The sequence below is a fragment of the Streptomyces sp. V2I9 genome (assembly GCF_030817475.1).
Lineage (GTDB): Bacteria > Actinomycetota > Actinomycetes > Streptomycetales > Streptomycetaceae > Streptomyces.
Window position 1 is genome coordinate 5,276,181 of sequence record NZ_JAUSZJ010000002.1, and the last position, 25,003, is coordinate 5,301,183.

24 protein-coding genes are annotated in these 25,003 nt (G+C 72.4%); 22 read left to right on the plus strand and 2 right to left on the minus strand.

From position 1 onward, the window contains the following. Positions 1-39: 39 nt before the first annotated feature. Together QFZ71_RS23235 and ftsY are read left to right on the plus strand one after the other, a co-directional pair. Positions 40-1,458: a sugar porter family MFS transporter gene (locus QFZ71_RS23235; protein WP_307670095.1), complete on the plus strand. Its 1,419-nt coding sequence runs from the start codon at positions 40-42 to the stop codon at positions 1,456-1,458. 301 nt (positions 1,459-1,759) lie between these two features. Further along, positions 1,760-2,962: a signal recognition particle-docking protein FtsY gene (ftsY, locus tag QFZ71_RS23240; RefSeq protein WP_307670096.1), complete on the plus strand. Its 1,203-nt coding sequence runs from the start codon at positions 1,760-1,762 to the stop codon at positions 2,960-2,962. 168 nt (positions 2,963-3,130) lie between these two features. Here ftsY and QFZ71_RS23245 read toward each other — a convergent pair whose 3' ends face one another. After that, on the minus strand, positions 3,131-3,778 hold the full coding sequence (locus QFZ71_RS23245; RefSeq protein ID WP_307670097.1) for a bifunctional DNA primase/polymerase: 648 nt from the start codon (positions 3,776-3,778) through the stop codon (positions 3,131-3,133). Positions 3,779-4,204: 426 nt separating this feature from the next. On the opposite strand from QFZ71_RS23245, the gene QFZ71_RS23250 reads away from it, so the two are divergent. The 5 genes from QFZ71_RS23250 to ffh all read left to right on the plus strand — a co-directional run bounded on the left by QFZ71_RS23250 (position 4,205) and on the right by ffh (position 11,949). Further along, entirely contained in the window at positions 4,205-5,680 is a 1,476-nt protein-coding gene (locus QFZ71_RS23250) for a hypothetical protein (protein ID WP_307670098.1), read from the plus strand. Between the two features lie 416 nt (positions 5,681-6,096). After that, positions 6,097-7,449 carry an ammonium transporter gene (locus tag QFZ71_RS23255; protein ID WP_307670099.1) on the plus strand — a complete coding sequence of 451 codons (1,353 nt, stop codon included), beginning with the start codon at positions 6,097-6,099 and terminating at the stop codon, positions 7,447-7,449. Then, positions 7,446-7,784 (plus strand): P-II family nitrogen regulator, encoded by a 339-nt coding sequence (locus QFZ71_RS23260; protein WP_006127894.1) that lies wholly within the window; start codon positions 7,446-7,448, stop codon positions 7,782-7,784. Before QFZ71_RS23255 ends, QFZ71_RS23260 begins: the two co-directional genes overlap by 4 nt. A gap of 29 nt (positions 7,785-7,813) precedes the next feature. Next, a complete protein-coding gene (locus QFZ71_RS23265) occupies positions 7,814-10,273 on the plus strand; it encodes a [protein-PII] uridylyltransferase (RefSeq protein ID WP_307670100.1) in 2,460 nt (819 codons plus the stop codon). A gap of 122 nt (positions 10,274-10,395) precedes the next feature. Next, complete coding sequence (gene ffh / locus QFZ71_RS23270) at positions 10,396-11,949, plus strand: signal recognition particle protein (protein ID WP_307670101.1); 1,554 nt, start codon at positions 10,396-10,398, stop codon at positions 11,947-11,949. Between the two features lie 132 nt (positions 11,950-12,081). On the opposite strand, the gene QFZ71_RS23275 is transcribed toward ffh, so the two are convergent. Then, entirely contained in the window at positions 12,082-12,960 is an 879-nt protein-coding gene (locus tag QFZ71_RS23275) for a methyltransferase domain-containing protein (protein WP_307670102.1), read from the minus strand. A gap of 450 nt (positions 12,961-13,410) precedes the next feature. Here QFZ71_RS23275 and QFZ71_RS23280 point away from each other — a divergent pair, with 450 nt between their 5' ends. The 15 genes from QFZ71_RS23280 (at position 13,411) to dprA (ending at position 24,922) form a co-directional block, all read left to right on the plus strand. Beyond that, entirely contained in the window at positions 13,411-14,004 is a 594-nt protein-coding gene (locus QFZ71_RS23280) for a hypothetical protein (protein WP_030197522.1), read from the plus strand. Positions 14,005-14,161: 157 nt separating this feature from the next. After that, on the plus strand, positions 14,162-14,602 hold the full coding sequence (gene rpsP / locus QFZ71_RS23285; protein WP_018488710.1) for a 30S ribosomal protein S16: 441 nt from the start codon (positions 14,162-14,164) through the stop codon (positions 14,600-14,602). 2 nt (positions 14,603-14,604) lie between these two features. Beyond that, complete coding sequence (locus QFZ71_RS23290; RefSeq protein WP_003965959.1) at positions 14,605-14,844, plus strand: RNA-binding protein; 240 nt, start codon at positions 14,605-14,607, stop codon at positions 14,842-14,844. A 125-nt stretch (positions 14,845-14,969) separates the two neighbouring features. Beyond that, positions 14,970-15,581 (plus strand): ribosome maturation factor RimM, encoded by a 612-nt coding sequence (gene rimM / locus QFZ71_RS23295; RefSeq protein WP_307670103.1) that lies wholly within the window; start codon positions 14,970-14,972, stop codon positions 15,579-15,581. Beyond that, positions 15,581-16,402: a tRNA (guanosine(37)-N1)-methyltransferase TrmD gene (gene trmD / locus QFZ71_RS23300; protein WP_307670104.1), complete on the plus strand. Its 822-nt coding sequence runs from the start codon at positions 15,581-15,583 to the stop codon at positions 16,400-16,402. The genes rimM and trmD overlap by 1 nt, the downstream gene beginning before the upstream one ends. A 129-nt stretch (positions 16,403-16,531) precedes the next feature. Next, positions 16,532-16,882: a 50S ribosomal protein L19 gene (gene rplS, locus QFZ71_RS23305; protein ID WP_307670105.1), complete on the plus strand. Its 351-nt coding sequence runs from the start codon at positions 16,532-16,534 to the stop codon at positions 16,880-16,882. A 66-nt stretch (positions 16,883-16,948) separates the two neighbouring features. Continuing rightward, on the plus strand, positions 16,949-17,719 hold the full coding sequence (gene lepB, locus QFZ71_RS23310) for a signal peptidase I (RefSeq protein ID WP_307670106.1): 771 nt from the start codon (positions 16,949-16,951) through the stop codon (positions 17,717-17,719). Beyond that, positions 17,712-18,788 (plus strand): signal peptidase I, encoded by a 1,077-nt coding sequence (gene lepB, locus QFZ71_RS23315; protein WP_307670107.1) that lies wholly within the window; start codon positions 17,712-17,714, stop codon positions 18,786-18,788. The genes lepB (QFZ71_RS23310) and lepB (QFZ71_RS23315) overlap by 8 nt, the downstream gene beginning before the upstream one ends. After that, complete coding sequence (lepB, locus tag QFZ71_RS23320) at positions 18,691-19,581, plus strand: signal peptidase I (RefSeq protein WP_307671555.1); 891 nt, start codon at positions 18,691-18,693, stop codon at positions 19,579-19,581. The genes lepB (QFZ71_RS23315) and lepB (QFZ71_RS23320) overlap by 98 nt, the downstream gene beginning before the upstream one ends. A gap of 50 nt (positions 19,582-19,631) precedes the next feature. Then, a complete protein-coding gene (gene lepB, locus QFZ71_RS23325; protein ID WP_307670108.1) occupies positions 19,632-20,390 on the plus strand; it encodes a signal peptidase I in 759 nt (252 codons plus the stop codon). Then, complete coding sequence (locus QFZ71_RS23330) at positions 20,387-20,881, plus strand: NUDIX hydrolase (protein WP_307670109.1); 495 nt, start codon at positions 20,387-20,389, stop codon at positions 20,879-20,881. Before lepB (QFZ71_RS23325) ends, QFZ71_RS23330 begins: the two co-directional genes overlap by 4 nt. A 64-nt stretch (positions 20,882-20,945) precedes the next feature. Continuing rightward, positions 20,946-21,254: a DUF2469 domain-containing protein gene (locus QFZ71_RS23335; RefSeq protein WP_003965949.1), complete on the plus strand. Its 309-nt coding sequence runs from the start codon at positions 20,946-20,948 to the stop codon at positions 21,252-21,254. A 175-nt stretch (positions 21,255-21,429) separates the two neighbouring features. Continuing rightward, entirely contained in the window at positions 21,430-21,789 is a 360-nt protein-coding gene (locus QFZ71_RS23340; protein ID WP_307670110.1) for a YraN family protein, read from the plus strand. Continuing rightward, positions 21,789-23,402 carry a YifB family Mg chelatase-like AAA ATPase gene (locus QFZ71_RS23345; RefSeq protein WP_307670111.1) on the plus strand — a complete coding sequence of 538 codons (1,614 nt, stop codon included), beginning with the start codon at positions 21,789-21,791 and terminating at the stop codon, positions 23,400-23,402. The genes QFZ71_RS23340 and QFZ71_RS23345 overlap by 1 nt, the downstream gene beginning before the upstream one ends. Before the next feature lie 407 nt (positions 23,403-23,809). After that, complete coding sequence (gene dprA, locus QFZ71_RS23350) at positions 23,810-24,922, plus strand: DNA-processing protein DprA (protein ID WP_373465206.1); 1,113 nt, start codon at positions 23,810-23,812, stop codon at positions 24,920-24,922. The last annotated feature ends 81 nt before the right edge of the window (positions 24,923-25,003 follow it).

Below are 25,003 nucleotides of genomic sequence, written 5' to 3' on the forward strand. Positions count from 1 at the left end.
ACCCCCACGTCTGACCCCGGCCAGGCATCAGGAGTTCATGTGACCAGCGCAGCGAACGGACCGGAGTCCGGGGCCCGGTCGGCCCACCCGGACCACCTCGGCCATGTCATCTTCATCACCGCGGCGGCGGCGATGGGCGGCTTCCTCTTCGGCTACGACAGCTCCGTCATCAACGGAGCCGTCGAGGCCATCCGCGACCGGTACGACATCGGCTCCGGCACGCTCGCCCAGGTCATCGCCATCGCACTGATCGGCTGCGCGATCGGCGCCGCCACCGCCGGGCGCATCGCGGACCGGATCGGCCGCATCCGCTGCATGCAGATCGCCTCGGTGCTCTTCACCGCCAGTGCCATCGGATCGGCACTGCCGTTCGCGCTCTGGGACCTGGCGGTGTGGCGCATCATCGGCGGCTTCGCCATCGGCATGGCCTCCGTGATCGGCCCGGCCTACATCGCCGAGGTCTCCCCGCCCGCCTACCGCGGCCGGCTCGGCTCCTTCCAGCAGGCCGCGATCGTCATCGGCATCGCCATCTCCCAACTGGTGAACTACGCCGTCCTCCAGGTCGCGGACGGCGACCAGCGCGGCGAGATCCTGGGCCTGGAAGCCTGGCAGTGGATGCTCGGGGTGATGGTCGTCCCGGCCGTTCTGTACGGGCTGCTCTCCTTCGCGATCCCCGAGTCCCCCCGCTTCCTCATCTCGGTCGGCAAGAAGGCCGAGGCCCGCAAGATCCTGGAAGAGGTCGAGGGCAAGGACATCGACCTCGACGCCCGCGTGACCGAGATCGAGACGGCCATGCACCGCGAGCACAAGTCCTCCTTCAAGGACCTGCTCGGCAGCCGGTTCATCTTCCTGCCGATCGTCTGGGTCGGCATCGGCCTGTCGATGTTCCAGCAGCTCGTCGGCATCAACGTCGCGTTCTACTACTCGGCGACGCTGTGGCAGTCCGTCGGCATCGACCCGACCGACTCGTTCTTCTACTCCTTCACCACCTCGATCATCAACATCATCGGCACGGTGATCGCGATGGTGCTGGTGGACCGGGTGGGCCGTCGTCCGCTGGCCCTCGTCGGCTCCATCGGCATGGCGGTCGCACTGGCCGTCGAGGCGTGGGCCTTCTCCGCCGACCTGGTCGACGGCAAGCTGCCCACCGCCCAGGGCGCCACCGCGCTGGTCGCCGCCCACGTCTTCGTGCTCTTCTTCGCCCTGTCGTGGGGTGTCGTCGTCTGGGTCTTCCTGGGCGAGATGTTCCCCAACCGCCTGCGCGCAGCCGCCCTCGGTGTCGCCGTCTTCGCCCAGTGGATGGCCAACTGGGCGATCACCGCCAGCTTCCCCAGCCTCGCCGACTGGAATCTCTCGGGGACGTACATCATCTACGCCTGTTTCGCGGTGCTCTCGATCCCCTTCGTGCTCAAGTTCGTGAAGGAGACCAAGGGCAAGGCGCTGGAGGAGATGGGCTGAGGGAGCGCCCGGCCGACCGTACCGGGCACCCCTGTCCCCGCTGCTCCTCTCCTCGGCCGGGCGGCCCCGGCTCACCGAGCCGGGGCCGCCCGGCGGTCCGGGGCCGCAGCCTCGCGGGAGTGCCGCAGGCTCCGCCCATGGGTTCGCCGCCCGGTGGCGCTCATCGGTCTGCACGGCGACGGCCTGTGCATCCGCGCCGGTGCTCGCATTGCCGCCAAAAGGTGCATATGAGACCGCCGGATCGCCGGAGGGCAGCCGGGGCAGCGCCCGCGGGGCGGCCGTGGCCGATACTGGACAGATTATGGAAATCGTCATCCTCGCTGTAGTCATCGCCCTGGTCGCTGTCGGCCTGGTCGGCGGGCTCGTGGTCGGCAGCCGCAAGAAGAAGAAGCTGCCGCCCCCGCCGCCGAGCACACCGACCATCACTCCTCCCGTCGAACCGCAGGTCGGCGAGGAGGCCGAGACGCCGCGCGACGAAGCGCGGCGCACCATCGACGAAGTCGGTCTCCCGGACGCCACGGCGCCCGTGGAGGAGGCCCCGGTCGCCGAGGCCCCCGAAGCCCCCGCACTGGACGTCCCCGAGCCCACCGCCGGCCGGCTCGTCCGGCTCCGTGCCCGGCTCGCCCGCTCGCAGAACTCGCTCGGCAAGGGCCTCCTCACCCTGCTCTCCCGCGACAACCTCGACGAGGACACCTGGGAGGAGATCGAGGACACCCTCCTCACCGCCGACGTAGGCGTCGCCCCCACCCAGGAGCTGGTCGAGCGGCTGCGCGAGCGCGTCCGCGTGCTCGGCACCCGTACCCCGGACGAACTGCGCGCCCTGCTCCGCGAGGAGCTCATCACCCTGCTCGGCCCGGACTTCGACCGCGAGGTCAGGACCGAGGGCGGCGCGGAGACCCCCGGCGTCGTCATGGTCGTCGGCGTCAACGGCACCGGGAAGACCACCACCACCGGCAAGCTGGCGCGGGTGCTCGTCGCGGACGGCCGCAGCGTGGTCCTCGGCGCGGCCGACACCTTCCGCGCCGCCGCCGCCGACCAGCTCCAGACCTGGGGCGAGCGCGTCGGAGCCCGTACGGTCCGCGGGCCCGAGGGCGGTGACCCCGCCTCGATCGCCTACGACGCCGTCAAGGAGGGCATCGCGGAGGGCGCGGACGTCGTCCTCATCGACACTGCGGGCCGGCTCCACACCAAGACCGGCCTCATGGACGAGCTCGGCAAGGTCAAGCGCGTCGTGGAGAAGCACGGCCCGCTGGACGAGGTGCTCCTCGTCCTGGACGCCACCACCGGACAGAACGGCCTCGTCCAGGCCCGCGTGTTCGCGGAGGTCGTGGACATCACCGGCATCGTCCTCACCAAGCTCGACGGCACCGCAAAGGGCGGCATCGTCATCGCCGTCCAGCGTGAGCTGGGCGTGCCGGTGAAGCTGATCGGCCTCGGCGAGGGCCCGGACGATCTCGCTCCCTTCGAGCCGGGCGCCTTCGTGGACGCCCTGATCGGCGACTGACCCGCTCCGCACCGCGAACGGCGGACGGGCGGCGCGCTCCTCGTGGGAGCCGCCGCCCGTCCGCCGTTTCCGTGCCGCCGCGGGAGTGGTCCCCGTGCCGCCCGCGTCCGGCCTCCGTGCCGCTGCGACGGGTTTCCGTACCGGCCGCGCGGCCCGTTGCCGTACGGCTTACGAGCGGTGGCAGACGTACGCCAGCGTCCCCAGCAGCAGCCGCGCCTGCGGGGGAGCGGCCGCCGTGTCCAGCGCCGGGGTCCGCAGCCAGCGGACCGGGCCGAGGCCGCCGAGATCGGAGGGCGGAGCGGTGACGTACGCACCGGGTCCGAGGGCGCGCAGGTCGAGTCGCGCGTCGTCCCAGCCCATCCGGTAGAGCAGTGCCGGCAGCTCGGCGGCGGCTCCGGGGGCGACGAAGAACTGCGCCCGCCCGGTCGGCGTCACCGCGACCGGCCCCGGCGGCAACCCCATCCGCTCCATCCGCACCACCGCGCGCCGCCCGGCCTGCTCCGCGACCTCCAGGACGTCGAAGGCGCGGCCCACCGGCAGCAGCATCGCCGCGCCCGGCGTCCCGGCCCAGGCGTCCGCCGCACGGTCCAGGCCGGTGCCCGCCGGGACCTCGGCGGCGAAGTCCAGGGGATGGGCCCCCGGAGCCGGGCAGTCCGCGTCGCCGCACGAGCAGGCGCCGGCCGCGGCCCGCGCTCCGGGCCGCACCGCCCAGCCCCACAGACCCGTGTACTCGGCCACCGCTGTGCCCGCGGTGCCGCGGTGGCGTCGCCGCGCACCGGATCGCATCTCCCGGATGCCGCCGATAGTGAAGCCCATGCCCCCTCCAACGGGTCCGCCTCGCCGCTGGTTACGACCCGCGCCGCTCGGGCAACCCTCCGTCGCTGAACTCGATCGAGTGGCGTACGCGGGAGCGTGAAAGGGAGTGCGACACGGTGCGCGCGCCCCTGAATGCTTCTTCCTGCTCGCCCTCGGCCCTGTTCGCTCAAGTCAAGCGCGCTCAGCGGCGATCGGGTTCATCAGAAGGGGTGGCGAATGGTGGCGTTTCCTCAACTCCCGTCGCGGAACCGGTGATCGTAGGATTACCGTCGGTACGCGAACCCTGGAAAGATGGGGCCTGCGGGTATGCCGCAGGCAATCCGATTTCCTGTTCGAGGGTGGTGAACTCTCGTACGGGCAGCTCCGATGCACGGCATTCTGATAGTGGTTCGCGCGATGAGGTTTCGGCGGGATGGGGGCGTTCCAGTGAGTGGCAGCGGCGCAGACGGCACGGATGCCGGAAAGCGGCCCAACACGCAGTTGGGGTCGTGGTTCGTGCGCAGTGGCTGGTCCAAGGGCGAGCTGGCCCGCCAGGTCAACCGGCGCGCACGGCAGATGGGCGCCCTCCACATCAGCACCGACACCTCCCGCGTGCGGCGCTGGCTCGACGGGGAACAGCCGCGCGAGCCGATCCCGCGCATCCTCTCCGAGCTGTTCTCCGAACGGTTCGGCGCCGTCGTCGCCGTCGAACAGCTCGGGCTGCGCACCGCCCACCAGTCGCCTTCGGTGGCCGGGGTCGATCTGCCCTGGGCGGGGCCGCAGACCGTCGCCCTCCTCAGCGAGTTCTCCCGCAGCGACCTGATGCTCGCCCGGCGCGGCTTCCTCGGCTCATCGCTGGCGCTGGCCGCCGGGCCCGCCCTCATCGAGCCCATGCAGCGCTGGCTGGTCCCCGCCCCCGCCCAGAGTTCCGGCGAGCCCGAGGCCCCGGCCGCCGAGCCCCGCCCCTCCCGGCTCTCCCCGCCCGAACTGGACCTGCTGGAGTCGACCACCGCGATGTTCCGCCAGTGGGACGCGCAGTGCGGAGGCGGACTGCGCCGCAAGGCCGTCGTCGGGCAGCTGCACGAGGTGACCGACCTGCTCCAGGAGCCCCAACCCGGCCCCACCGCCCAGCGGCTCTTCCGCTGCGCCGCCGAACTGGCCGAGCTGGCCGGGTGGATGAGCTACGACGTCGGCCTCCAGCCCACCGCCCAGAAGTACTTCGTGCTCGCGCTGCACGCGGCCAAGGAGGCCGGTGACAAACCGCTCGGCAGCTACATCCTCTCCAGCATGAGCCGCCAGATGATCCACCTCGGCCGCCCCGACGACGCCCTGGAACTGATCCACCTCGCCCAGTACGGCAGTCGTGACTGCGCCACCTCCCGTACCCAGGCGATGCTGTATGCGATGGAGGCCCGCGCCTACGCCAACATGGGCCAGCCCAGCAAGTGCAAGCGGGCCGTCCGGATGGCCGAGGACACCTTCCTGGACGCCGGCCTCGACGGTGAGCCCGAGCCCGACTGGATCCGCTTCTTCTCCGAGGCCGAGCTGAACGGCGAGAACGCCCACTCCTACCGCGACCTGGCCTACGTCGCCGGCCGCAGCCCCACCTACGCCTCGCTCGCCGAACCCGTCATGGAGCGGGCGGTCGAGCTGTTCGGCGACGACGACGAGCACCAGCGCTCCTACGCGCTCAACCTCATCGGCATGGCCACCGTCCACCTCCTCCAGCGCGAGCCGGAACGGTCCACCGTGCTGGCCACCCGCGCCCTGAGGATCGCCAAGAAGGTCCGCTCCGAACGCGTCAACACCCGCCTGCGCAAGACCGTCGACACCGCCGCCCGCGACTTCGGCGACGTCGCCGACGTAGCCCGGCTCACCGAACTGCTCCACGAACAGCTCCCGGAGACCGCCGAAGCGGTCTGACCGGCCCCCGGCCCCGGCCGCGGCGCCCCCTCCCGTACACCCCGACCCGGCTCCCCCATCGCCCGGTCACACGGAGGAGCGCCGCGGCCGGCTTCGTCTCCGCCGCCCCGGCGCGGCGCCGCCACGGTGTGTACGGCGTGTGCCGCGCGGTGTGCGGCGTGTGCCGCGCGGCGGGCCACGGGCCGGAAGCGCCAGGACGACGTACGCCGCATGGTAGGCGGCGACCGGGCACGCCATCCGGGATTCATCCGCCCGTAACACGCGATCCCTCTTCGTCACGCCCAGGAAACATCGTGCGGCATCCCACGAAACGGCTCTGAGCCAATCTCGTGGCTCATAACGGCCCGCACCGTATCCCAGTGGTCCCGCAGCCTTCCCCCGCACGCCGCGGCCGCTCCGACGACGAGGAGACGCCGATGCCCCCAGGCATCACGACGCTTGCCGCAGACGCCCCCGAGCTGTCTGCCGCCAACACCGGGTTCATGCTCATCTGCTCGGCCCTGGTGATGCTCATGACCCCCGGCCTGGCCTTCTTCTACGGAGGCATGGTCCGCGTCAAGAGCACCCTCAACATGCTGATGATGAGCTTCATCAGCCTCGGGATCGTCACGGTCCTGTGGGTGCTCTACGGATTCAGCCTCGCCTTCGGCTCCGACGTCGGCTCGGTCATCGGCTGGAGCTCCGGCTACGTCGGCCTCGGCGACATCGGCGTCACCGAACTCTGGGACGGCTACACCATCCCGGTGTACGTCTTCGCCGCCTTCCAGCTGATGTTCGCCGTCCTCACCCCGGCCCTGATCAGCGGTGCGCTCGCCGACCGGGTGAAGTTCACCGCCTGGGCGCTCTTCGTGGTCCTGTGGGTCACCGTCGTCTACTTCCCCGTCGCCCACTGGGTCTGGGGCACCGGCGGCTGGCTCTTCGAGATGGGAGTCATCGACTTCGCCGGCGGCACGGCCGTCCACATCAACGCGGGTGCGGCCGCCCTCGGCGTCATCCTGGTCATCGGCAAGCGCGTCGGCTTCAAGAAGGACCCGATGCGGCCGCACAGCCTGCCGCTCGTCATGCTCGGCGTGGCCCTCCTGTGGTTCGGCTGGTTCGGCTTCAACGCCGGGTCCTGGCTCGGCAACGACGACGGCGTCGGCGCGGTCATGTTCCTCAACACCCAGGTCGCCGCCGCGGCCGCCGTCCTCGGGTGGCTGATCTACGAGAAGCTGCGCCACGGCACCTTCACCACCCTCGGCGCCGCCTCCGGCGCGGTCGCCGGCCTCGTCGCCATCACCCCGGCCGGCGGCTCGGTCAGCCCGCTCGGCGCCCTCGCGATCGGCGTCATCGCCGGAGTCCTGTGCGCCATGGCGGTCGGCCTGAAGTACCGGTTCGGCTACGACGACTCCCTCGACGTCATCGGCGTCCACCTCGTCGGCGGCGTCATCGGCTCGGTCCTGGTCGGCTTCTTCGCCACCGGAGGCGTCCAGTCCGACGCCAAGGGCCTCTTCTACGGCGGCGGCCTCGAACAGCTCGGCAAGCAGGTCGTCGGCGTCGTCGCGGTCCTCGCGTACTCTCTCGTCGTCTCCGCGCTGATCGCCCTGGTGATCCACCGGACCATCGGCATGCGGGTCTCCGAGGACGACGAGGTCTCCGGCATCGACCAGGTCGAGCACGCCGAGACGGCCTACGACTTCAGCGGCGCGGGCGGCGGCTCGGTCTCCCGCACCACCGCCCCCGCACCCGCCCCGACGGCAGCACCGAAGGCAAAGAAGGTGGACGCATGAAGCTCATCACCGCGGTCGTGAAGCCCCACCGGCTGGACGAGATCAAGGAGGCCCTCCAGGCCTTCGGCGTCCAGGGGCTCACCGTCACCGAGGCCAGCGGCTACGGGCGGCAGCGCGGCCACACCGAGGTCTACCGGGGTGCCGAGTACACCGTGGACCTGGTCCCCAAGATCCGCATCGAGGTCCTCGTCGAGGACGAGGACGCCGAACAGCTCATCGAGGTCGTCGTCAAGGCCGCCCGCACCGGCAAGATCGGCGACGGGAAGGTCTGGAGCGTCCCGGTCGACACCGCCGTCCGCGTGCGGACCGGCGAGCGCGGCCCGGACGCCCTCTGACCGACGGTCCACGAACGGAAGGCAGCCGGGTGACGCGTACCGAAGTGACCACCGAGACCGAAGACCAGGGACCCAGCGGCTACGCGGCGGCCCGGCTGCGCCTCCTCCAGCAGGAGGCGCGGTCCGGGCCGCCGCGCCGTGCGGCCCTCGCCCGCCTCACCGACGACTGGCTCACCGGCCTGTTCACCGCCGCGGCCGTCCGCACCGGGGTGCGCGGTGCCGCCCTGGTCGCGGTCGGCGGCTACGGGCGCGGTGAGCTCTCCCCGCGCAGCGACCTCGACCTGCTCCTCCTGCACGACGGCCACGCCGACCGGGCGGCCCTCGCGGCCCTCGCCGACGCCGTCTGGTACCCGGTCTGGGACCTGGGCCTCGCCCTCGACCACTCCGTACGCACCCCCGGCGAGGCCCGCAGGACGGCGGGCGAGGACCTCAAGGTCCAGCTCGGCCTGCTCGACGCCCGCCCGGTCGCCGGCGACCTCGGCCTCGTCGCCTCCCTGCGCACCGCGATCCTCGCCGACTGGCGCAACCAGGCCCCCAAGCGCCTCCCCGCCCTCCTGGAACTCGGCCGGGAACGCGCCGAGCGGGCGGGCGAGTTGCAGTTCCTCCTGGAACCCGACCTCAAGGAGGCCCGCGGCGGTCTCCGCGACGCCACCGCCCTGCGCGCGGTGGCCGCCTCCTGGGTCGCGGACGCCCCGCGCGAAGGGCTCGACCGGGCCCGCCGGACCCTCCTCGACACCCGCGACGCCCTCCACCTCACCACCGGGCGCGCCACCGACCGCCTCGCCCTCCAGGAACAGGACCAGGTCGCCGGAGCGCTCGGCCTGCTCGACGCCGACACCCTGCTGCGCCAGGTCTACGAGGCCGCGCGGACGGTCTCGTACGCCACCGACGTCACCTGGCGCGAGGTCGAACGCGTCCTGCGCGCCCGCTCCGCCCGCCCCAAGCTCCGCGCCCTGCTCGGCGGCGGCCTCGGCTCCAGGACCGCCCCCGAACGCACCCCGCTCGCCGACGGCGTGGTGGACGCGGACGGCGAAGTGGTCCTCGCCCGCGCCGCCCGCCCCGAACGCGACCCGGTCCTCACCCTGCGCGCCGCCGCGGCCGCCGCCGAGGCCGGGCTCCCGCTCTCCCGCCACCTCGTACGCCACCTGGCGGCCACCGCCCGGCCGCTGCCGGTGCCCTGGCCCCCCGAGGCCCGCGAGGAACTGGTCACCCTGCTCGGCGCGGGCGAGGCCACCGTCCCCGTCTGGGAGGCGCTGGAGGCGGAGGGGATCGTCACCCGGCTGCTGCCCGACTGGGAACGCGTGCACTGCCGCCCCCAGCGCAACCCCGTCCACACCTGGACCGTCGACCGGCACCTCGTGGAGACGGCCGTCCGCGCGGCCTCCCTCACCCGCCGCGTCCACCGCCCCGACCTCCTCCTGGTCGCCGCCCTCCTCCACGACATCGGCAAGGGCTGGCCCGGCGACCACTCCGTGGCGGGCGAGGTCATCGCCCGCGACATGGCCACCCGCATCGGCTTCGACCAGCAGGACACCGGCGTCATCGCCACCCTCGTCCGCCACCACCTCCTGCTCGTCGAGACCGCCACCCGGCGCGACCTCGACGACCCCGCCACCGTGCGGGCGGTCGCCACGGCCGTGGGCGACGCCTCCACCCTGGAGCTGCTGCACGCCCTCACCGAGGCCGACGCGCTGGCCACCGGGCCCGCCGCCTGGAGCTCCTGGCGGGCCTCCCTCGTCGCGGACCTCGTCGGACGCGTGGCGGCCGTTCTCGCCGGGGAGCTTCCCGAGGAGCCCGCCGAGGGCGCCCCCAGCACCGAGCACGAACGCCTCGCCGTCGAGGCACTGCGCACCGGCGGCCCCGTCCTCACCCTGCGCACCCGCACCGAGGAACCCCACGGGGACGGCGAGGTGGCGCCGGTCGGCGTCGAACTCCTCATCGCCCTGCCGGACCGTCCCGGCGTCCTGCCCGCCGCGGCGGGCGTCCTCGCCCTGCACCGCCTCACCGTGCGCTCCGCGGATCTGCGCGCGCTGGAACTGCCCGACGACGTGGGGGAGCGGGCGGACCTGCTGCTGCTCAGCTGGCGGGTGTCCGCCGCTTACGGGTCCCTCCCGCAGGCCGCCCGCCTCCGCGCCGACCTCGTACGCGCCCTGGACGGCTCCCTGGACATCCGGGCGCGGCTCGCCGAACGGGAGGCCGCCTACCCCCGCAGGCGCGGGGTCAAGGCCCCGCCGCCACGGGTCTCCGTGGCCGCCGCGGGCTCCCGCCGGGCCACCGTCATCGAGGTCCGCGCCCAGGACGCTCCGGGCCTGCTGCACCGGATCGGCCGGGCCCTGGAGGGCAGTGCGGTACGGGTGCGGAGCGCCCATGTCTCCACCCTCGGCGCCAACGCCGTGGACGCCTTCTACGTGACCGGCGCGGACGGGGAACCGCTGCCTCCGGAACGGGCCGCCGAGGTGGCCCGCGAGGTCGAGAAGGCCCTCAACTGACCGCACGGCAACCGCCCTCGCCCGGAAGGTCCCGGGCGAGGGCCCGGGGTTGTCCGGGGGGCGGATACCCTGGAGGGCGATCGACCTGCCCCTGACCCCGACCCTGAGGACCGACGAGCGCCGTGTTCGATACTCTCTCCGACCGCCTTAGCGCGACCTTCAAGAACCTCAGGGGCAAGGGCCGCTTGTCCGAGGCGGACATCGACGCCACGGCACGCGAGATCCGTATCGCCCTGCTGGAAGCCGACGTCGCCCTGCCCGTGGTCCGGACCTTCATCGCCAACGTGAAGGAGCGGGCGCGCGGCGCCGAGGTCTCCCAGGCGCTGAACCCCGCCCAGCAGGTCGTCAAGATCGTCAACGAGGAGCTCGTCTCCATCCTCGGCGGCGAGACCCGGCGGCTGCGGTTCGCCAAGACCGCCCCCACCGTGATCATGCTCGCCGGCCTCCAGGGCGCCGGTAAGACGACGCTGGCCGGAAAGCTCGGCCTCTGGCTCAAGGGCCAGGGCCACTCCCCGCTGCTCGTCGCCTGCGACCTCCAGCGCCCCAACGCCGTCAACCAGCTGAGCGTCGTCGCCGAGCGCGCCGGCGTCGCGGTGTACGCCCCCGAGCCGGGCAACGGTGTCGGCGACCCGGTCCAGGTCGCCAAGGACTCCATCGAGTTCGCCAAGGCCAAGGTGCACGACATCGTCATCGTCGACACCGCCGGCCGCCTCGGCATCGACCAGGAGCTGATGCGGCAGGCCGCGGACATCCGCGACGCCGTCAGCCCCGACGAGATCCTCTTCGTCGTCGACGCGATGATCGGCCAGGACGCGGTCAACACCGCCGAGGCCTTCCGCGACGGCGTCGGCTTCGACGGCGTGGTGCTCTCCAAGCTCGACGGTGACGCCCGCGGTGGTGCGGCCCTGTCGATCGCCCACGTCACGGGCAAGCAGATCATGTTCGCGTCGAACGGCGAGAAGCTGGAGGACTTCGACGCGTTCCACCCGGACCGGATGGCCTCCCGCATCCTCGACATGGGTGACCTGCTCACGCTGATCGAGCAGGCGGAGAAGACGTTCAGCCAGGAAGAGGCCGCCAAGATGGCCTCCAAGCTCCAGTCGAGCAAGGGTGGGAAGGACTTCACCCTCGACGACTTCCTGGCCCAGATGGAGCAGGTCCGCAAGATGGGCTCCATCTCCAAGCTGCTCGGGATGCTGCCCGGCATGGGGCAGATCAAGGACCAGATCAACAACATCGACGAGCGCGACATCGACCGCACCGCCGCGATCATCAAGTCGATGACGCCCAAGGAGCGCGCCGAGCCGACGATCATCAACGGCTCCCGCCGGGCCCGTATCGCCAAGGGCGCCGGCGTCGAGGTCTCCGTCGTCAAGAGCCTGGTGGAGCGCTTCTTCGAGGCCCGCAAGATGATGTCGAAGATGGCCCAGGGCGGCGGCATGCCCGGTATGCCGGGCATGCCGGGCATGGGTGGTGGTCCCGGACGGCAGAAGAAGCAGGTCAAGCAGGCCAAGGGCAAGCGCAAGAGCGGCAACCCCATGAAGCGCAAGGCCGAGGAGCAGGCGGCGGCGGCCCGCCGCGAGCAGGCGGCCCAGAACGGTGGCGCCCTCGGACTGCCCGCCCCCCAGGACGGCAAGAACTTCGAGCTGCCGGACGAGTTCAAGAAGTTCATGTAGCCGCCACGACGCACCCGTGCGTATGGGGCGCCCTTGAGAGAGGGCGCCCCTTACGCGTGTCCGGCGCACGCTCCCGGCCGGGTCGTACGGAGGTTCAGGTCACGCGTGCGGGTCCCCGGCTCACGGAGACGCTCACGTCACACAGATCAGATAGCGGAAGACGTTCGGCATCCACACCGTGCCGTCCGGCCGCCGATGCGGGTGAAGCGCCTCCGCGACCTCCTTCTCCACCTGAGAACGGTCCGTGGCCCGTACGGCGGCGTCGAAGAGGCCGGTGGACAGCAGCCCGCGCACCGCGCTGCCCACGTCCGCGTAGCCGAACGGGCAGGACACCCGCCCCGAACCGTCCGGCCGCAGCCCGGCCCGCGCCGCCACGTCCTCCAGGTCGTCCCGGAGGGTGGGCCGCCACCTGCCCGGTTCCGTACGCGTCGGCGGCGCCGAATCCGTCAGCCGGGCGGCCACCCGCAGCACGTCCGCCGTGGCGCAGCGCTCCGGCGGGCCCCAGCCGGTCAGCACCACCGAGGCGCCCCGGACGGCCAGCGGGACGGCCGACCGCAGCGCCGGCACCAGCCCCTCGGAGTCCCCGGCCGCGCAGCCGATCGGCTCGAACACCGTGATCAGGTTGTACGGAGCCCCGTCCGCGCCGGCGGGCGCCGGCCGCCCGTCCTCCAGCAGCCGGGCCCGGCCCCCGGCCGGGTGCCGGGCGTGCGCGTCGTCCCAGTCGGCGCCGGGCAGCAGCCTCGCACGGGCCAGGGCCAGGCGTTCCCGGTCGGAGTCCACACCCGTGACCTGCGCCCCGCGGGCCGCCGCGACGAGCATCGCGAGGCCCGAGCCGCAGCCGAGGGCGAGCATCCGGGTGGCGGCCCCGACCTCCAGCCGGTCGTAGACGGCTCCGTGCAGGGGAGCGAGCATGCGTTCCTGGATCTCGGCCCAGTCGCGTGCGCGGGTACCGGCGTCCGCCGGCGCGGAGACGTCCGCGTACGGCTGGTTCCGGACGAGCGTTGGTGTCATGGAAAGTGCCCCAATCCGCCAAGAGGTCGGTCGTGCCCGAGTGGACGTCCCCCGTGTGCGTGTGTTCCGCACCCCGTAGTCAGAGAACTGCGCATCCGCCGTCCCGTCCAGGGGTCGTGGAGCAGTGCTTGCGTGCCCCGGTCGTGCGCCCCGTCCCGCGTTGCTCTCCGACCAGTCTTACCCGACACCCGGTACCGGGCACGTCGAGGGGCCGCGCGGGTAGTCTTCCGGGCGGATCCGGCAGGGGCGCCGGTCGCCCGTGCGCCGTGGGCGCGAGCCTCCCGGCGTACCGCACGCTGTGCACCACCTTGGTGCGAGCTGTGCGTCTTCTCCGCAGTTCTGCGTACCCGCCCTCGTCCGGACGCATCAAGGGCGACTGACTGGTACGTGCAAATTATTTGGGATGCCCCGGAATAGGAACACCGGAGCACTCGGGCTCGTTGTCACGACGTGAGCACGACACCACCTGTACTTGCCGCAGAGCTGGCGCAGGCGTGGGCCGACATTCAGCGGTACCACCCCGAGCTGCCCGATCTCGCCGCCCCAGAGTCCCTGATCGGAGAGTCCTCGTCCGCCTGTGGCGCCGAGCTCTCCTTCGAGCGACTGCTCCACGAGGCAGTCCACGGCATCGCCGCAGCGAGAGGAGTCCGAGACACGTCCCGCGCCGGCCGCTACCACAACCGACGCTTCCTCGCCATCGCCGAGGAGCTGGGCCTCGACCACGCCGAGGAACCCCACCCCAGCAGCGGATTCTCGCTGGTCACGCTGAATCCGGAAGCCAAGCGCCGGTACCGTCCGACCACCGAACGGCTGCAGCGCGCCCTCAAGGCGCACACCGTCGCCACCGCCGCCGACACCAAGCGCTCCTTCCGCGGACCTGCCGCCCGGCACGGTTCCTCCGGGGGCGGTGTGCGGGTCAAGGCCGTCTGCGAGTGCGGACGCAACGTCCGTGTCGTCCCGTCGGTCCTGGCGCAGGCGCCGATCGTCTGCGGCGGCTGCGGCAAGCCGTTCCGTATCCCGGAAGCGGCGGTCGCGGTGGGGTGAGGCGATGTGGTGTGGCACAATGGCTAGCTGTACTCGACAGCCGCACAGGACCCCTCTCTCCTCCGGCTGACGCGTCCATCGGGCACTCCGAGTACCGCAACCCCACGTGGCATCTTGTTGTGCCCAACCACGTCATAGACCAGGAGACACCACTTCCGTGGCAGTCAAGATCAAGCTGAAGCGTCTGGGCAAGATCCGTTCGCCTCACTACCGCATCGTCGTCGCCGACTCCCGTACCCGCCGTGACGGCCGGGCCATCGAGGAGATCGGCCTGTACCACCCGGTGCAGAACCCCTCGCGCATCGAGGTCAACTCGGAGCGTGCGCAGTACTGGCTGTCCGTCGGCGCCCAGCCGACCGAGCCGGTTCTCGCGATCCTGAAGCTCACCGGTGACTGGCAGGCCCACAAGGGTCTCCCGGCCCCCGCGCCGCTGCTGCAGCCGGAGCCCAAGGCTGACAAGCGTGCCCTGTTCGAGGCGCTGTCCGCGGACGGCGACGAGGCCAAGGGCGAGGCCATCACGCCCAAGGCCAAGAAGTCCGACAAGAAGGCGGACGAGGCGGCCGACGCTGCCGCGTCCACCGAGTCGACCGAGGCCTGAGCATGCTCGAGGAGGCTCTCGAGCACCTCGTGAAGGGCATCGTCGACAACCCCGACGACGTGCAGGTTGCCGAGCGCACCCTGCGGCGCGGGCGCGTGCTGGAGGTCCGGGTCCACCCCGACGACCTCGGCAAGGTGATCGGCCGTAACGGCCGCACCGCTCGCGCCCTGCGTACGGTCGTGGGTGCCATCGGCGGACGCGGTATCCGTGTCGACCTCGTCGATGTGGACCAGGTTCGCTGATCAGCGAGTTGAACACCGGCCAGGGCCGGGGAGGGCCTTCGGGCCGTCCCCGGCCTTTGTCGTCGGCCACCGGGACGTCTCCGCGCGACGGACGGACGTCCCCACCCCACCCATCGGAGAACAGCGTGCAGTTGGTAGTCGCGCGGATCGGCCGCGCCCACGGCATCAAGGGCGAGGTCACCGTCGAGGTACGAACGGACGAGCCGGAGCTGCGGCTCGGCCCCGGCGCCGTCCTGGCCACGGAACCGGCGGCGACGGGCCCGCTGACGATCGAGGCGGGCCGGGTCCACAGCGGCAGGCTCCTGCTGCGCTTCGAGGGCGTGCGCGACCGCACCGCGGCCGAGGCCCTGCGCAACACCCTGCTGATCGCCGAGGTGGACCCGGAGGAACTGCCCGAGGAGGAGGACGAGTTCTACGACCACCAGCTGATCGACCTCGACGTCGTGCTCGCCGACGGCACCGGGATCGGCCGGATCACCGAGATCTCCCACCTGCCCTCGCAGGACCTGTTCATCGTGGAGCGCCCCGACGGCAGCGAGGTGATGATTCCCTTCGTCGAGGAGATCGTCACCGAGATCGACCTGGAGGAGCAGCGAGCGGTCATCACCCCGCCGCCCGGCCTGATCGACGAGAGCGAGGCCGTGATCGCCTCCGCCCGCGACGAGGAGGAGGCCCTCGCCGGGGACACGGAGAAGGCGTCCGGGGACGCGGGCGAGGCGTCGAGGGGCGACGCCTGATGCGGCTCGACGTCGTCACGATCTTCCCCGAGTACCTGGAACCGCTGAACGTCTCCCTGGTCGGCAAGGCCCGCGCGCGGGGCGTGCTGGACGTCCATGTCCACGATCTGCGGGAGTGGACGTACGACCGGCACAACACGGTCGACGACACCCCCTACGGCGGCGGCCCCGGCATGGTCATGAAGACCGAGCCCTGGGGTGACGCCCTGGACGAGGCCCTGGCCGACGGCTACGAGGCCGGGGCGCACTCCCCGGTCCTCGTCGTGCCCACGCCCAGCGGGCGGCCGTTCACCCAGGAGCTCGCCGTCGAACTCTCCGCCGAGCCGTGGCTCGTCTTCACCCCGGCTCGGTACGAGGGCATCGACCGCCGGGTGATCGACGAGTACGCCACCCGGCTGCGGGTCGTCGAGGTCTCCATCGGGGACTACGTGCTGGCCGGCGGGGAAGCGGCCGTGCTGGTGATCACGGAGGCGGTGGCCCGGCTGCTGCCCGGCGTCCTCGGAAACGCCGAGTCCCACCGGGACGACTCCTTCGCCCCCGGCGCGATGGCCAACCTCCTGGAGGGCCCCGTCTACACCAAGCCGCCCGAGTGGCGCGGCCGCTCCATCCCGGACGTCCTGCTCAGCGGGCACCACGGGAAGATCGCGCGCTGGCGGCGGGACCAGGCCTTCGCCCGTACCGCCCTCAACCGGCCCGATCTGATCGAGCGGTGCGAGGCGAGCGCCTTCGACAAGAAGGACCGCGAGATCCTGTCCATCCTCGGTTTCGCCCCCGAGCCCGGCGGCCGATTTTGGCGCAGGCCCACCGCCGTGGAAGAATAGGCCGCTGCTGTACGTCCGGTGGGCGCCCCTGCCACAGGGGGAAAGACGCCCTCCCGATGTGATCAGCTCTCCTGACTCTCCACGACATTCCGTCGATGACCTGTGGCATCGGCGAAGAAAGCAGAAACCATGGCTTCCCTGCTCGATGGCGTCAATGCCGCGACCCTCCGTTCGGACGTCCCGGCGTTCCGCGCGGGTGACACCGTCAACGTCCACGTCCGCGTGATCGAGGGCAACCGCTCCCGTATCCAGCAGTTCAAGGGTGTTGTCATCCGCCGCCAGGGCGCGGGCGTCAGCGAGACCTTCACGGTCCGCAAGGTCTCCTTCAGCGTCGGCGTCGAGCGCACCTTCCCGGTGCACAGCCCGATCTTCGAGAAGATCGAGCTCGTCACCCGCGGTGACGTCCGCCGCGCCAAGCTGTACTTCCTCCGTGAGCTGCGCGGCAAGGCCGCGAAGATCAAGGAGAAGCGCGACAACTGAGCTGTCGCCCGGCCATCCCCCCGGGGGTGACCCGTCCACAGCCCGGCCGGATAAGCTTCGGCCGCTATGGACACCCCAGCACAGCACACGGAGCGCGATCGCTCCTCGGAACCCGACGCGGGGTCCGGGGAGGGGTCGCGCTTCTCGCGTACGCGGGCCCGCCTGGTGGCCGCCCTGCCCTGGCGGCGGGTGCTCGCCGGGGCCGTCCTGGCCACCGCGGCCCTGCTGCTGTGCAGCTCCTACGTGGTCCAGCCCTTCCTGATCCCCAGCGGCTCGATGGAGCCGACGCTGAAGGTGGGCGACCGGCTCCTGGTGAACAAGCTGGCGTACCGCTTCGGCGCCGAGCCCGAGCGCGGAGACGTGGTGGTCTTCGACGGCACCGGCTCGTTCGTACGGGAGGACCCCGACGCCGATTCCCTGACCGGGGCGGCACGCGGAGCGGCTGCCTCCCTGGGGCTGGCCGAGCCGGCCGACACCGACTTCGTGAAGCGGGTGGTGGGCGTGGGCGGCGACCGCGTCGTCTGCTGCGACGCGCGGGGGAGGCTCGCGGTCAACGGGACGGTGGTGGACGAGCCGTATCTGTATCCGGGTGACACCGCCTCCCGCGTGCCCTTCGACATCGTGGTGCCCGGCGGCGCGCTGTGGATGATGGGCGACCACCGCAGCCGCTCCAGCGACTCGCGGGACCACCTCGGATCGCCCGGCGGTGGAATGGTTCCGGTGGAGCGGGTGTCGGGCCGGGTGGACTGGCTGGGCTGGCCGCCGGGCCGGACGGGTTCGCCGGCGGGGACCGACGCGTTCGCCGGCGTACCGGCTCCCGGCGCGGCGCATGGGTAACCGGGGGCGTCCGCGCGGCGCGTCCGACCCGGACGCGTCCCTGCCGACCGGGACCAGGCCCACCCGGCCGCGCTCGCTGCCCACGCGGGCGGAGCGTCGCAAGCTGGCCCGGAAGGTCCGCCGCAAGCGCCGCAGGTCGGCGGTGAAGGAGATACCCGTCCTCGTCACCGTGGCGCTCCTGATCGCGCTCGTCCTGAAGACGTTCCTGGTCCAGGCGTTCGTCATCCCGTCCGGATCGATGGAGCAGACCATCCGGATCGGCGACCGGGTGCTGGTGGACAAGCTGACCCCGTGGTTCGGCTCGAAACCGCAGCGCGGCGACGTCGTGGTGTTCAAGGACCCCGGCGGCTGGCTGCGGCAGGAGAACGCGGGGGACAGGGACGACCCGCCGATCGGCGTCAAGCAGGTCACCGAGGCGCTGACCTTCGTCGGGCTGCTGCCCTCCGACGACGAACAGGACCTGATCAAGCGGGTCATCGCGGTCGGCGGCGACACGGTGAAGTGCTGCGGCGAGGACGGCCGGGTCACCGTCAACGGCGTACCGCCGGCCGAGACGTACCTCCACCCCGACGACCGGCCGTCGACCATCCCCTTCGAGGTGAAGGTCCCCGAGGGCCGGCTGTTCGTGATGGGCGACCACCGGTCCGACTCGGCCGATTCCCGCTTCCACCTCGACGAACCCGACCGGGGCACGGTCTCCGAGCGGGAGGTCGTGGGGCGGGCCGTCGTGATCGCCTGGCCGTTCGGCCACTGGAGCACCCTGGAGGAGCGCGACGCCTTCTCCGCGATCCCCGGAGTGCGGGCATCGGAAGCGGCCGGTCCGGTCCCGTCGCATAGTGTGGCACCTCCGGATCGCGACGGAATGGTCCGGCTCCCGACCCCTGCGGAACTCCCGCTCGTTATGGGAGTGGTGGGCCTGCACCGGATCGGGCGCGGGCAGTGGTACGTACTGAGGAGTGGATGTGGGGGATTTGGCGGTCGGCGCACGATCCGGACACGACGAACCCGAGGACCGGCCGGAGCGCGACGAGTCTCCCGCGGGCGGGACGGCGGTCCCGCCGGAGGATGACGGGGCGGCCCCGGGCGTCGGCAGGCCGCCCAAGAAGCAGAGGTCCTTCTGGGTGGAGCTGCCGCTGCTCGTCGGCATCGCGCTGGTGTTGGCGCTGCTGATCAAGACGTTCCTGGTCCAGGCGTTCTCGATTCCCTCGGACTCGATGCAGAACACGCTGCAGCGGGGCGACCGGGTGCTGGTGGACAAGCTGACCCCGTGGTTCGGCTCGGAGCCGGAGCGCGGCGAGGTCGTGGTCTTCCACGACCCAGGCGGCTGGCTGGAGGACACCGCGACCCCGGAGCCCAACGCGGTGCAGAAGTTCCTGAGCTTCATCGGCCTCATGCCGTCCTCCGAGGAGAAGGACCTGATCAAGCGGGTCGTCGCGGTCGGCGGCGATACCGTGGAGTGCAAGGAGAACGGGCCGGTGAAGGTCAACGGGAAGAGCCTGGACGAGAAGTCGTTCATCTTCCCGGGCAACACCCCCTGCAACGACAAGCCCTTCGGCCCGATCACGGTGCCGGACGGCCGGATCTTCGTCATGGGCGACCACCGGCAGAACTCCCTGGACTCGCGCTACCACCAGGAGCTTCCGGGGCAGGGCACGGTCTCCAACGACGAGGTCGTCGGCCGCGCGGTCGTCGTCGCCTGGCCGGTGGGCCGCTGGGCCACCCTCCCGGTCCCCGACACCTTCGACCAGCCGGGTCTGAACGCGGCCGCCGTGATGGCCCCGGCGGCACTCGGTGTAGCCGGAGCGCTCCCCCTCGTGTTGTGGCGCCGCCGGAGGCTGACCGCCGGGCGTACCGCCGGGTAGGGTGCCGACTCGGATCAGCGATTGTCGATCTCCGACGGGGGAGCGCTGGGATGAGCGGTACGCGTAGCGAGCAGGACGGCCGCGGCCGGTTCGGCGCCATGGTGTCGGGTCTGGCCGTGGCCGTCGGCTGTGTGCTCTTCCTCGGCGGTTTCGCCTGGGCGGCGGTGGTCTACCAGCCGTACACGATCCCGACCGACTCCATGGCCCCGACGGTGCAGCCGGGCGACCGGGTGCTCGCCGAACGGATCGACGGCGCCGAGGTCCGCCGCGGTGACGTGGTGGTCTTCACCGACGAGGTCTGGGGCGCCACACCGATGGTGAAGCGCGTCGTCGGCGTCGGCGGCGACAAGGTGGCCTGCTGTGACAAGAGCGGCCGCCTCACCGTCGACGGCACCCCCGTCGACGAGCCGTACCTCGGCAGGGGCCCGGCCGCGACGGGCGGCAAGCAGGCTCCCGCCGCGCCGGAGGACTTCTCCGCCACCGTTCCGCGCGGCAAGATCTTCCTGCTCGGCGACGAGCGGGCCACCTCCCTGGACTCGCGGGTCCACCTCCAGGACCCCGGTCAGGGTTCCGTACCCCTGAGCGCGGTGCGGGCACGGGTGGACGCGGTGGCCTGGCCGATGGACGGCATGATCGACCGGCCCTCCTCGTTCGCCGCGCTGCCGGGCGGGGTGTCCGCCGCCGGGCCCCTGCCGCTCCAGCTGGGCGCGATCGTGGTGGGCGCGGTCCTGATCTTCTGCGGCGCGTTGTACGGGCCCGTGGCGGCGCGCCCGGGCCGTCGCAGGACGACCGCCGGCGGGGCCCGGTGACCTCCGGGGCCGAGGCCCGCAAGGTCGCCCGCGTGGTCCTGCTGGACCCCGACGACCGCGTCCTGCTGCTCCACGGCCACGAGCCGGACGATCCGGCCGACGCCTGGTGGTTCACCCCGGGCGGCGGCCTGGAGGGCGACGAGAGCCGTGAACAGGCGGCCCGCCGTGAACTGGCCGAGGAGACCGGCATCACGGACATCGAGCTGGGTCCACCGCTCTGGACCCGGATCTGTTCCTTCCCCTTCGACGGGCGGCGCTGGAACCAGGACGAGTGGTACTACCTGGCCCGTACGACGCATACCGACACGGCCCCGCTGGGCCTCACCGACCTGGAGCGGCGCAGTATCGCCGGCCTCAGGTGGTGGACCTCCGCCGAACTGCTCTCGACGCGTGAGACGGTGTACCCGACCAGACTCGCCGAGCTGCTGCGCACGCTCCTCGACGAGGGTCCCCCGCGCGATCCGCTGGTTCTGGCCCCCGAAATCGTCTAATCGTTCGGGGACGCCCGAGGCTGACGCACAATGGGGGCACGCACGGCTGAAGGGGAAACATGCCATGAGCGCCGAGGACCTCGAGAAGTACGAGACCGAGATGGAGCTGAAGCTCTACCGGGAGTACCGCGATGTCGTCGGTCTGTTCAAATATGTGATCGAGACCGAACGGCGCTTCTACCTCACCAACGACTACGAGATGCAGGTGCACTCCGTCCAGGGTGAGGTCTTCTTCGAGGTGTCCATGGCGGACGCCTGGGTCTGGGACATGTACCGACCCGCGAGGTTCGTCAAGCAGGTCCGCGTGCTGACCTTCAAGGACGTCAACATCGAAGAGCTCAACAAGAGCGATCTGGAACTTCCGGGAGGCTGACCCCACGCGGTCCCCGGCCGGCCACCGTGGCCGAGCGGGCCGCCGATACGAGCGTTGCAGTGGAGACCCGGTCACCCGTGAGGGTGGCCGGGTTTTCCCCATCCGCCGGGTTGTCCACCAAGATCCACATCTTTCTGCGGGCCGGGTCACAGTCGGTGCCGGAGGTGGTGCCGATATGAACGCACGGGGGGCACTCGGGCGGTACGGCGAGGATCTGGCGGCGCGGCTGCTGGCCGGAGCCGGAATGACGGTGGTCGAGCGCAACTGGCGCTGTCGTGCCGGAGAGATCGACATCGTGGCCAGGGACGGCGACGCCCTGGTCTTCTGCGAGGTGAAGACCCGCCGGTCGGGCGGGTTCGAACACCCCATGGCGGCGGTCGGCCCGGCCAAGGCGGACCGGCTGCGCCGACTGGCCGAGATCTGGCTCGACCAGCACGAGGGGCCGCCGCCCGGAGGGGCCCGCATCGACCTGATCGGAGTGATCGTGCCCCGGCACGGAGCACCGGTCACGGAGCACGCGCGGGGGGTGTCCTGATGGGCTTCGCTCGTGCGTGTTCCGTGGCGCTGGTCGGCGTCGAGGGGGTGGTGGTGGAGGTCCAGGCGGACCTGGAACCGGGTGTGGCGGCCTTCACCCTGGTGGGCCTGCCGGACAAGAGCCTGGTCGAGAGCAGGGACCGGGTCCGGGCCGCCGTGGTCAATTCCGGGGCCGAGTGGCCGCAGAAGAAGCTCACGGTCGGGCTCTCCCCGGCCTCCGTGCCGAAGAGCGGGTCGGGGTTCGACCTCGCCGTCGCGTGCGCCGCGCTCGGGGCGGCGGGGCGGGTCGATCCCGCTGTGATCGCCGATGTGGTGATGATCGGCGAACTGGGCCTGGACGGCCGGGTCCGTCCGGTGCGGGGTGTGCTGCCCGCCGTCCTGGCCGCCGCCGAGGCAGGGTACGAGCAGGTCGTCGTCCCCGAGCAGTCGGCCGGGGAGGCGGCGCTGGTGCCGGGCGTCTCGGTCCTCGGGGTCCGCAGCCTGCGCCAGCTCATCGCCGTCCTGTGCGACGAACCGGTGCCCGACGAGGCCGCGGACGCCCAGGGGCGCCCCGACACCCTCTCGGCCGGGCTGATGCTCCCCGGTACGGGAGTGGGGACCGGACTCGCCGTGGGGGGTGACGGGCACCGACCGGACCTGGCGGACGTCGCGGGCCAGCCACGGCCGCGGCAGGCGCTGGAGGTGGCGGCGGCCGGCGGACACCATCTGCTGTTCACGGGCCCGCCGGGCGCGGGCAAGACCATGCTGGCCGAGCGGCTGTCGGCGGTCCTGCCGCCGCTGACCCGGCAGGAGTCCCTCGAAGTGACGGCGGTCCACTCGGTGGCGGGCATCCTCCACCCTGGTGAACCGCTCGTCTCCCGCGCGCCCTACTGCGCCCCGCACCACTCGGCGACCATGCAGTCCCTGATCGGCGGGGGCAACGGGATCCCGAGACCCGGAGCGGTGTCCCTGGCCCACCGGGGAGTGCTCTTTCTCGACGAGGCCCCGGAGTTCTCGGGGAAGGCGCTGGACGCGTTGCGCCAGCCCCTGGAGTCCGGGCACGTGGTGGTCGCACGGGCGGCGGGCGTGGTGCGTCTTCCCGCCCGCTTCCTGATGGTCCTGGCCGCCAATCCGTGTCCCTGCGGCCGGCACACCCTCACCGGGGCGGGCTGCGAGTGCCCGCCCTCGGTGGTCCGCCGCTATCAGGCCCGTCTGTCCGGGCCGTTGCTGGACCGGGTGGACCTGCGCGTCGAGGTGGAGCCGGTGGGCCGCGCCGACCTCCTGGGGCAGGGCGGCCGGGGCGAGCCGACGGCCGTCGTCGCCGCACGGGTGCGGGAGGCCAGGGCGCGGGCGGCCGAGCGGCTGGCCGGCACCCCGTGGACCACCAACAGCGAGGTGCCCGGCCACGAACTGCGTACCCGGCTGCCGGCGGCTCCGGGGGCACTGGCGGCGGCGGAGCGCGACCTGGAGCGCGGAGCTCTGACGGCCCGTGGCCTGGACCGGGTGCTGCGGGTCGCGTGGACCGTGGCGGACCTGCGCGGCGCGGACCGCCCGGCCGCCTGCGATGTGGCGGTCGCCCTGGAACTGCGGACGGGCGTCCAGCGCGGGGTGCCGGTGGCGGCGGGGCAGCGGTGAGCGCCGGGGGGTCGGGGGAGCGCGGGCGGGCGGAGGTGCGGTGGACCGCCACCGGCTCCGCGCCGGGGGCGGACCGGGAGGAGGAGGGCGGGCACGACACGCAGGAGGACGGCGGGCCGGGCCTGGACCTGCGGCATGACCGGTGCCAGGACCCGCGCGGGCCGGGGGAGGGCTACGGCGAACCGGGGCGGGACGGCTGCGGGAAGGGCGGCCGCGAACCGCTCCGGGGCGGCGACGGGGGGCCGGGCCCGGACGGTGACAGGGGCGGTGTCGGCGAGCGGGGCCGGAAGGGCTGCCGCGAACCGGTCCGTGCCGGTTCCGGTGACCGGGGCCGGGACCCGGATCGGGGCGCGGACGGGCACCCGGAGGGGGAGCCCGCGCGGTCGGCCAGGGCCGCGTTGACGCGGGTGCTGGAGCCGGGGGACGAGCGGGCCGGGCGGTGGCTCCGGCAGGTCGGCCCGGACGAGTTGCTGCGGCGGTTCACGGTCGAGGACGGTTCCGCCGAGAAGCTGCTGGGGATGACCGCCGCCCGGCTCGGGGGATACCGGCTGCGTGCGGCCGGCGCGGACCCGGAGCGGGACCTGGCCGCGATCGCGGCGGCCGGCGGGCGCTTCGTCTGCCCGGGGGACCGGGAGTGGCCGAGCCAGCTGGACGACCTGGGCGACGCCCGCCCCGTCGGGCTCTGGGTACGGGGCCTGCCCGACCTGCGGCTCTGGTCCCTGCGCTCGGTCGCGGTGGTCGGCGCGAGAGCCTGCACGCCGTACGGGGCGCACATGGCGGCGACCCTCGGGTCCGGACTCGCCGAGCGCGGCTGGGTGGTGGTGTCGGGGGCGGCGTTCGGGGTGGACGGGGCCGCCCACCGGGGCGCGCTGGCAGCGGGTGGAGCGACGACCGCGGTGCTGGCCTGCGGAGTCGACGTCCCCTACCCGCGCGGGCACGCCGAGTTGCTCGGGAGGATGGCTCAACAGGGCCTCGTCGTCGCCGAGTTGCCGCCTTCGGCGCACCCCACCCGTAGCCGGTTCATCCTGCGCAACCGCGTCATCGCCGCGTTGACCAGAGGAACGGTCGTGGTCGAAGCGGCCCTCCGCAGCGGTTCGCTGGCCACCGCCCGCCACGCGCAACGGCTCGGCCGCTTCGCCATGGGAGTGCCCGGCCCGGCCACCAGCGGGCTCTCGGCGGGGGTTCACGAACTCCTGCGCGGCGAGGGCGTGCTCGTGACCGGCGCGGACGAAGTCGTCGAACTGGTGGGGGACATCGGCGACCTCGCGCCGGCCCGCCGGGGGCCGGTGCTGCCCAGGGACCTCCTGGACGCGGCCGCCGCGAGAGTCCTCGACGCACTCCCCTGCCACGGGGTCGCCCACCCCCGTGACCTCGCCCGCACGGCGGGGACGTCCACCGACGAAGCCCTCGGTCGACTGTACGAACTTCACTCACTGGGGTTCGTCGAACGGGAAGGCGACGGCTGGCGGTTGACGCCCCCTTCCGTAGGCAACGACGACGCGCGGCGGGGCGGTACTTGACCTGGAGCATTCGGGTGAAAAGGTAAGGCCGATGACCTCGCACGATCGATCGGTGACCTGTCACGGGGCCGCGACCACGGC

Bases quoted from the DNA above. Each gene is read 5' to 3' on its own strand.
- lepB (WP_307670108.1), top strand. From the start codon at position 19,632: ATGAGCGGTACGCGTAGCGAGCAGGACGGCCGCGGCCGGTTCGGCGCC.
- QFZ71_RS23275 (WP_307670102.1), bottom strand. From the start codon at position 12,960: ATGACACCAACGCTCGTCCGGAACCAGCCGTACGCGGACGTCTCCGCG.
- lepB (WP_307670107.1), top strand. From the start codon at position 17,712: ATGGGTAACCGGGGGCGTCCGCGCGGCGCGTCCGACCCGGACGCGTCC.
- rplS (WP_307670105.1), top strand. From the start codon at position 16,532: ATGGCTTCCCTGCTCGATGGCGTCAATGCCGCGACCCTCCGTTCGGAC.
- QFZ71_RS23340 (WP_307670110.1), top strand. From the start codon at position 21,430: ATGAACGCACGGGGGGCACTCGGGCGGTACGGCGAGGATCTGGCGGCG.
- trmD (WP_307670104.1), top strand. From the start codon at position 15,581: ATGCGGCTCGACGTCGTCACGATCTTCCCCGAGTACCTGGAACCGCTG.
- ftsY (WP_307670096.1), top strand. From the start codon at position 1,760: ATGGAAATCGTCATCCTCGCTGTAGTCATCGCCCTGGTCGCTGTCGGC.
- QFZ71_RS23335 (WP_003965949.1), top strand. From the start codon at position 20,946: ATGAGCGCCGAGGACCTCGAGAAGTACGAGACCGAGATGGAGCTGAAG.
- QFZ71_RS23290 (WP_003965959.1), top strand. From the start codon at position 14,605: ATGCTCGAGGAGGCTCTCGAGCACCTCGTGAAGGGCATCGTCGACAAC.
- QFZ71_RS23345 (WP_307670111.1), top strand. From the start codon at position 21,789: ATGGGCTTCGCTCGTGCGTGTTCCGTGGCGCTGGTCGGCGTCGAGGGG.
- QFZ71_RS23260 (WP_006127894.1), top strand. From the start codon at position 7,446: ATGAAGCTCATCACCGCGGTCGTGAAGCCCCACCGGCTGGACGAGATC.
- QFZ71_RS23255 (WP_307670099.1), top strand. From the start codon at position 6,097: ATGCCCCCAGGCATCACGACGCTTGCCGCAGACGCCCCCGAGCTGTCT.
- QFZ71_RS23245 (WP_307670097.1), bottom strand. From the start codon at position 3,778: ATGGGCTTCACTATCGGCGGCATCCGGGAGATGCGATCCGGTGCGCGG.
- lepB (WP_307670106.1), top strand. From the start codon at position 16,949: ATGGACACCCCAGCACAGCACACGGAGCGCGATCGCTCCTCGGAACCC.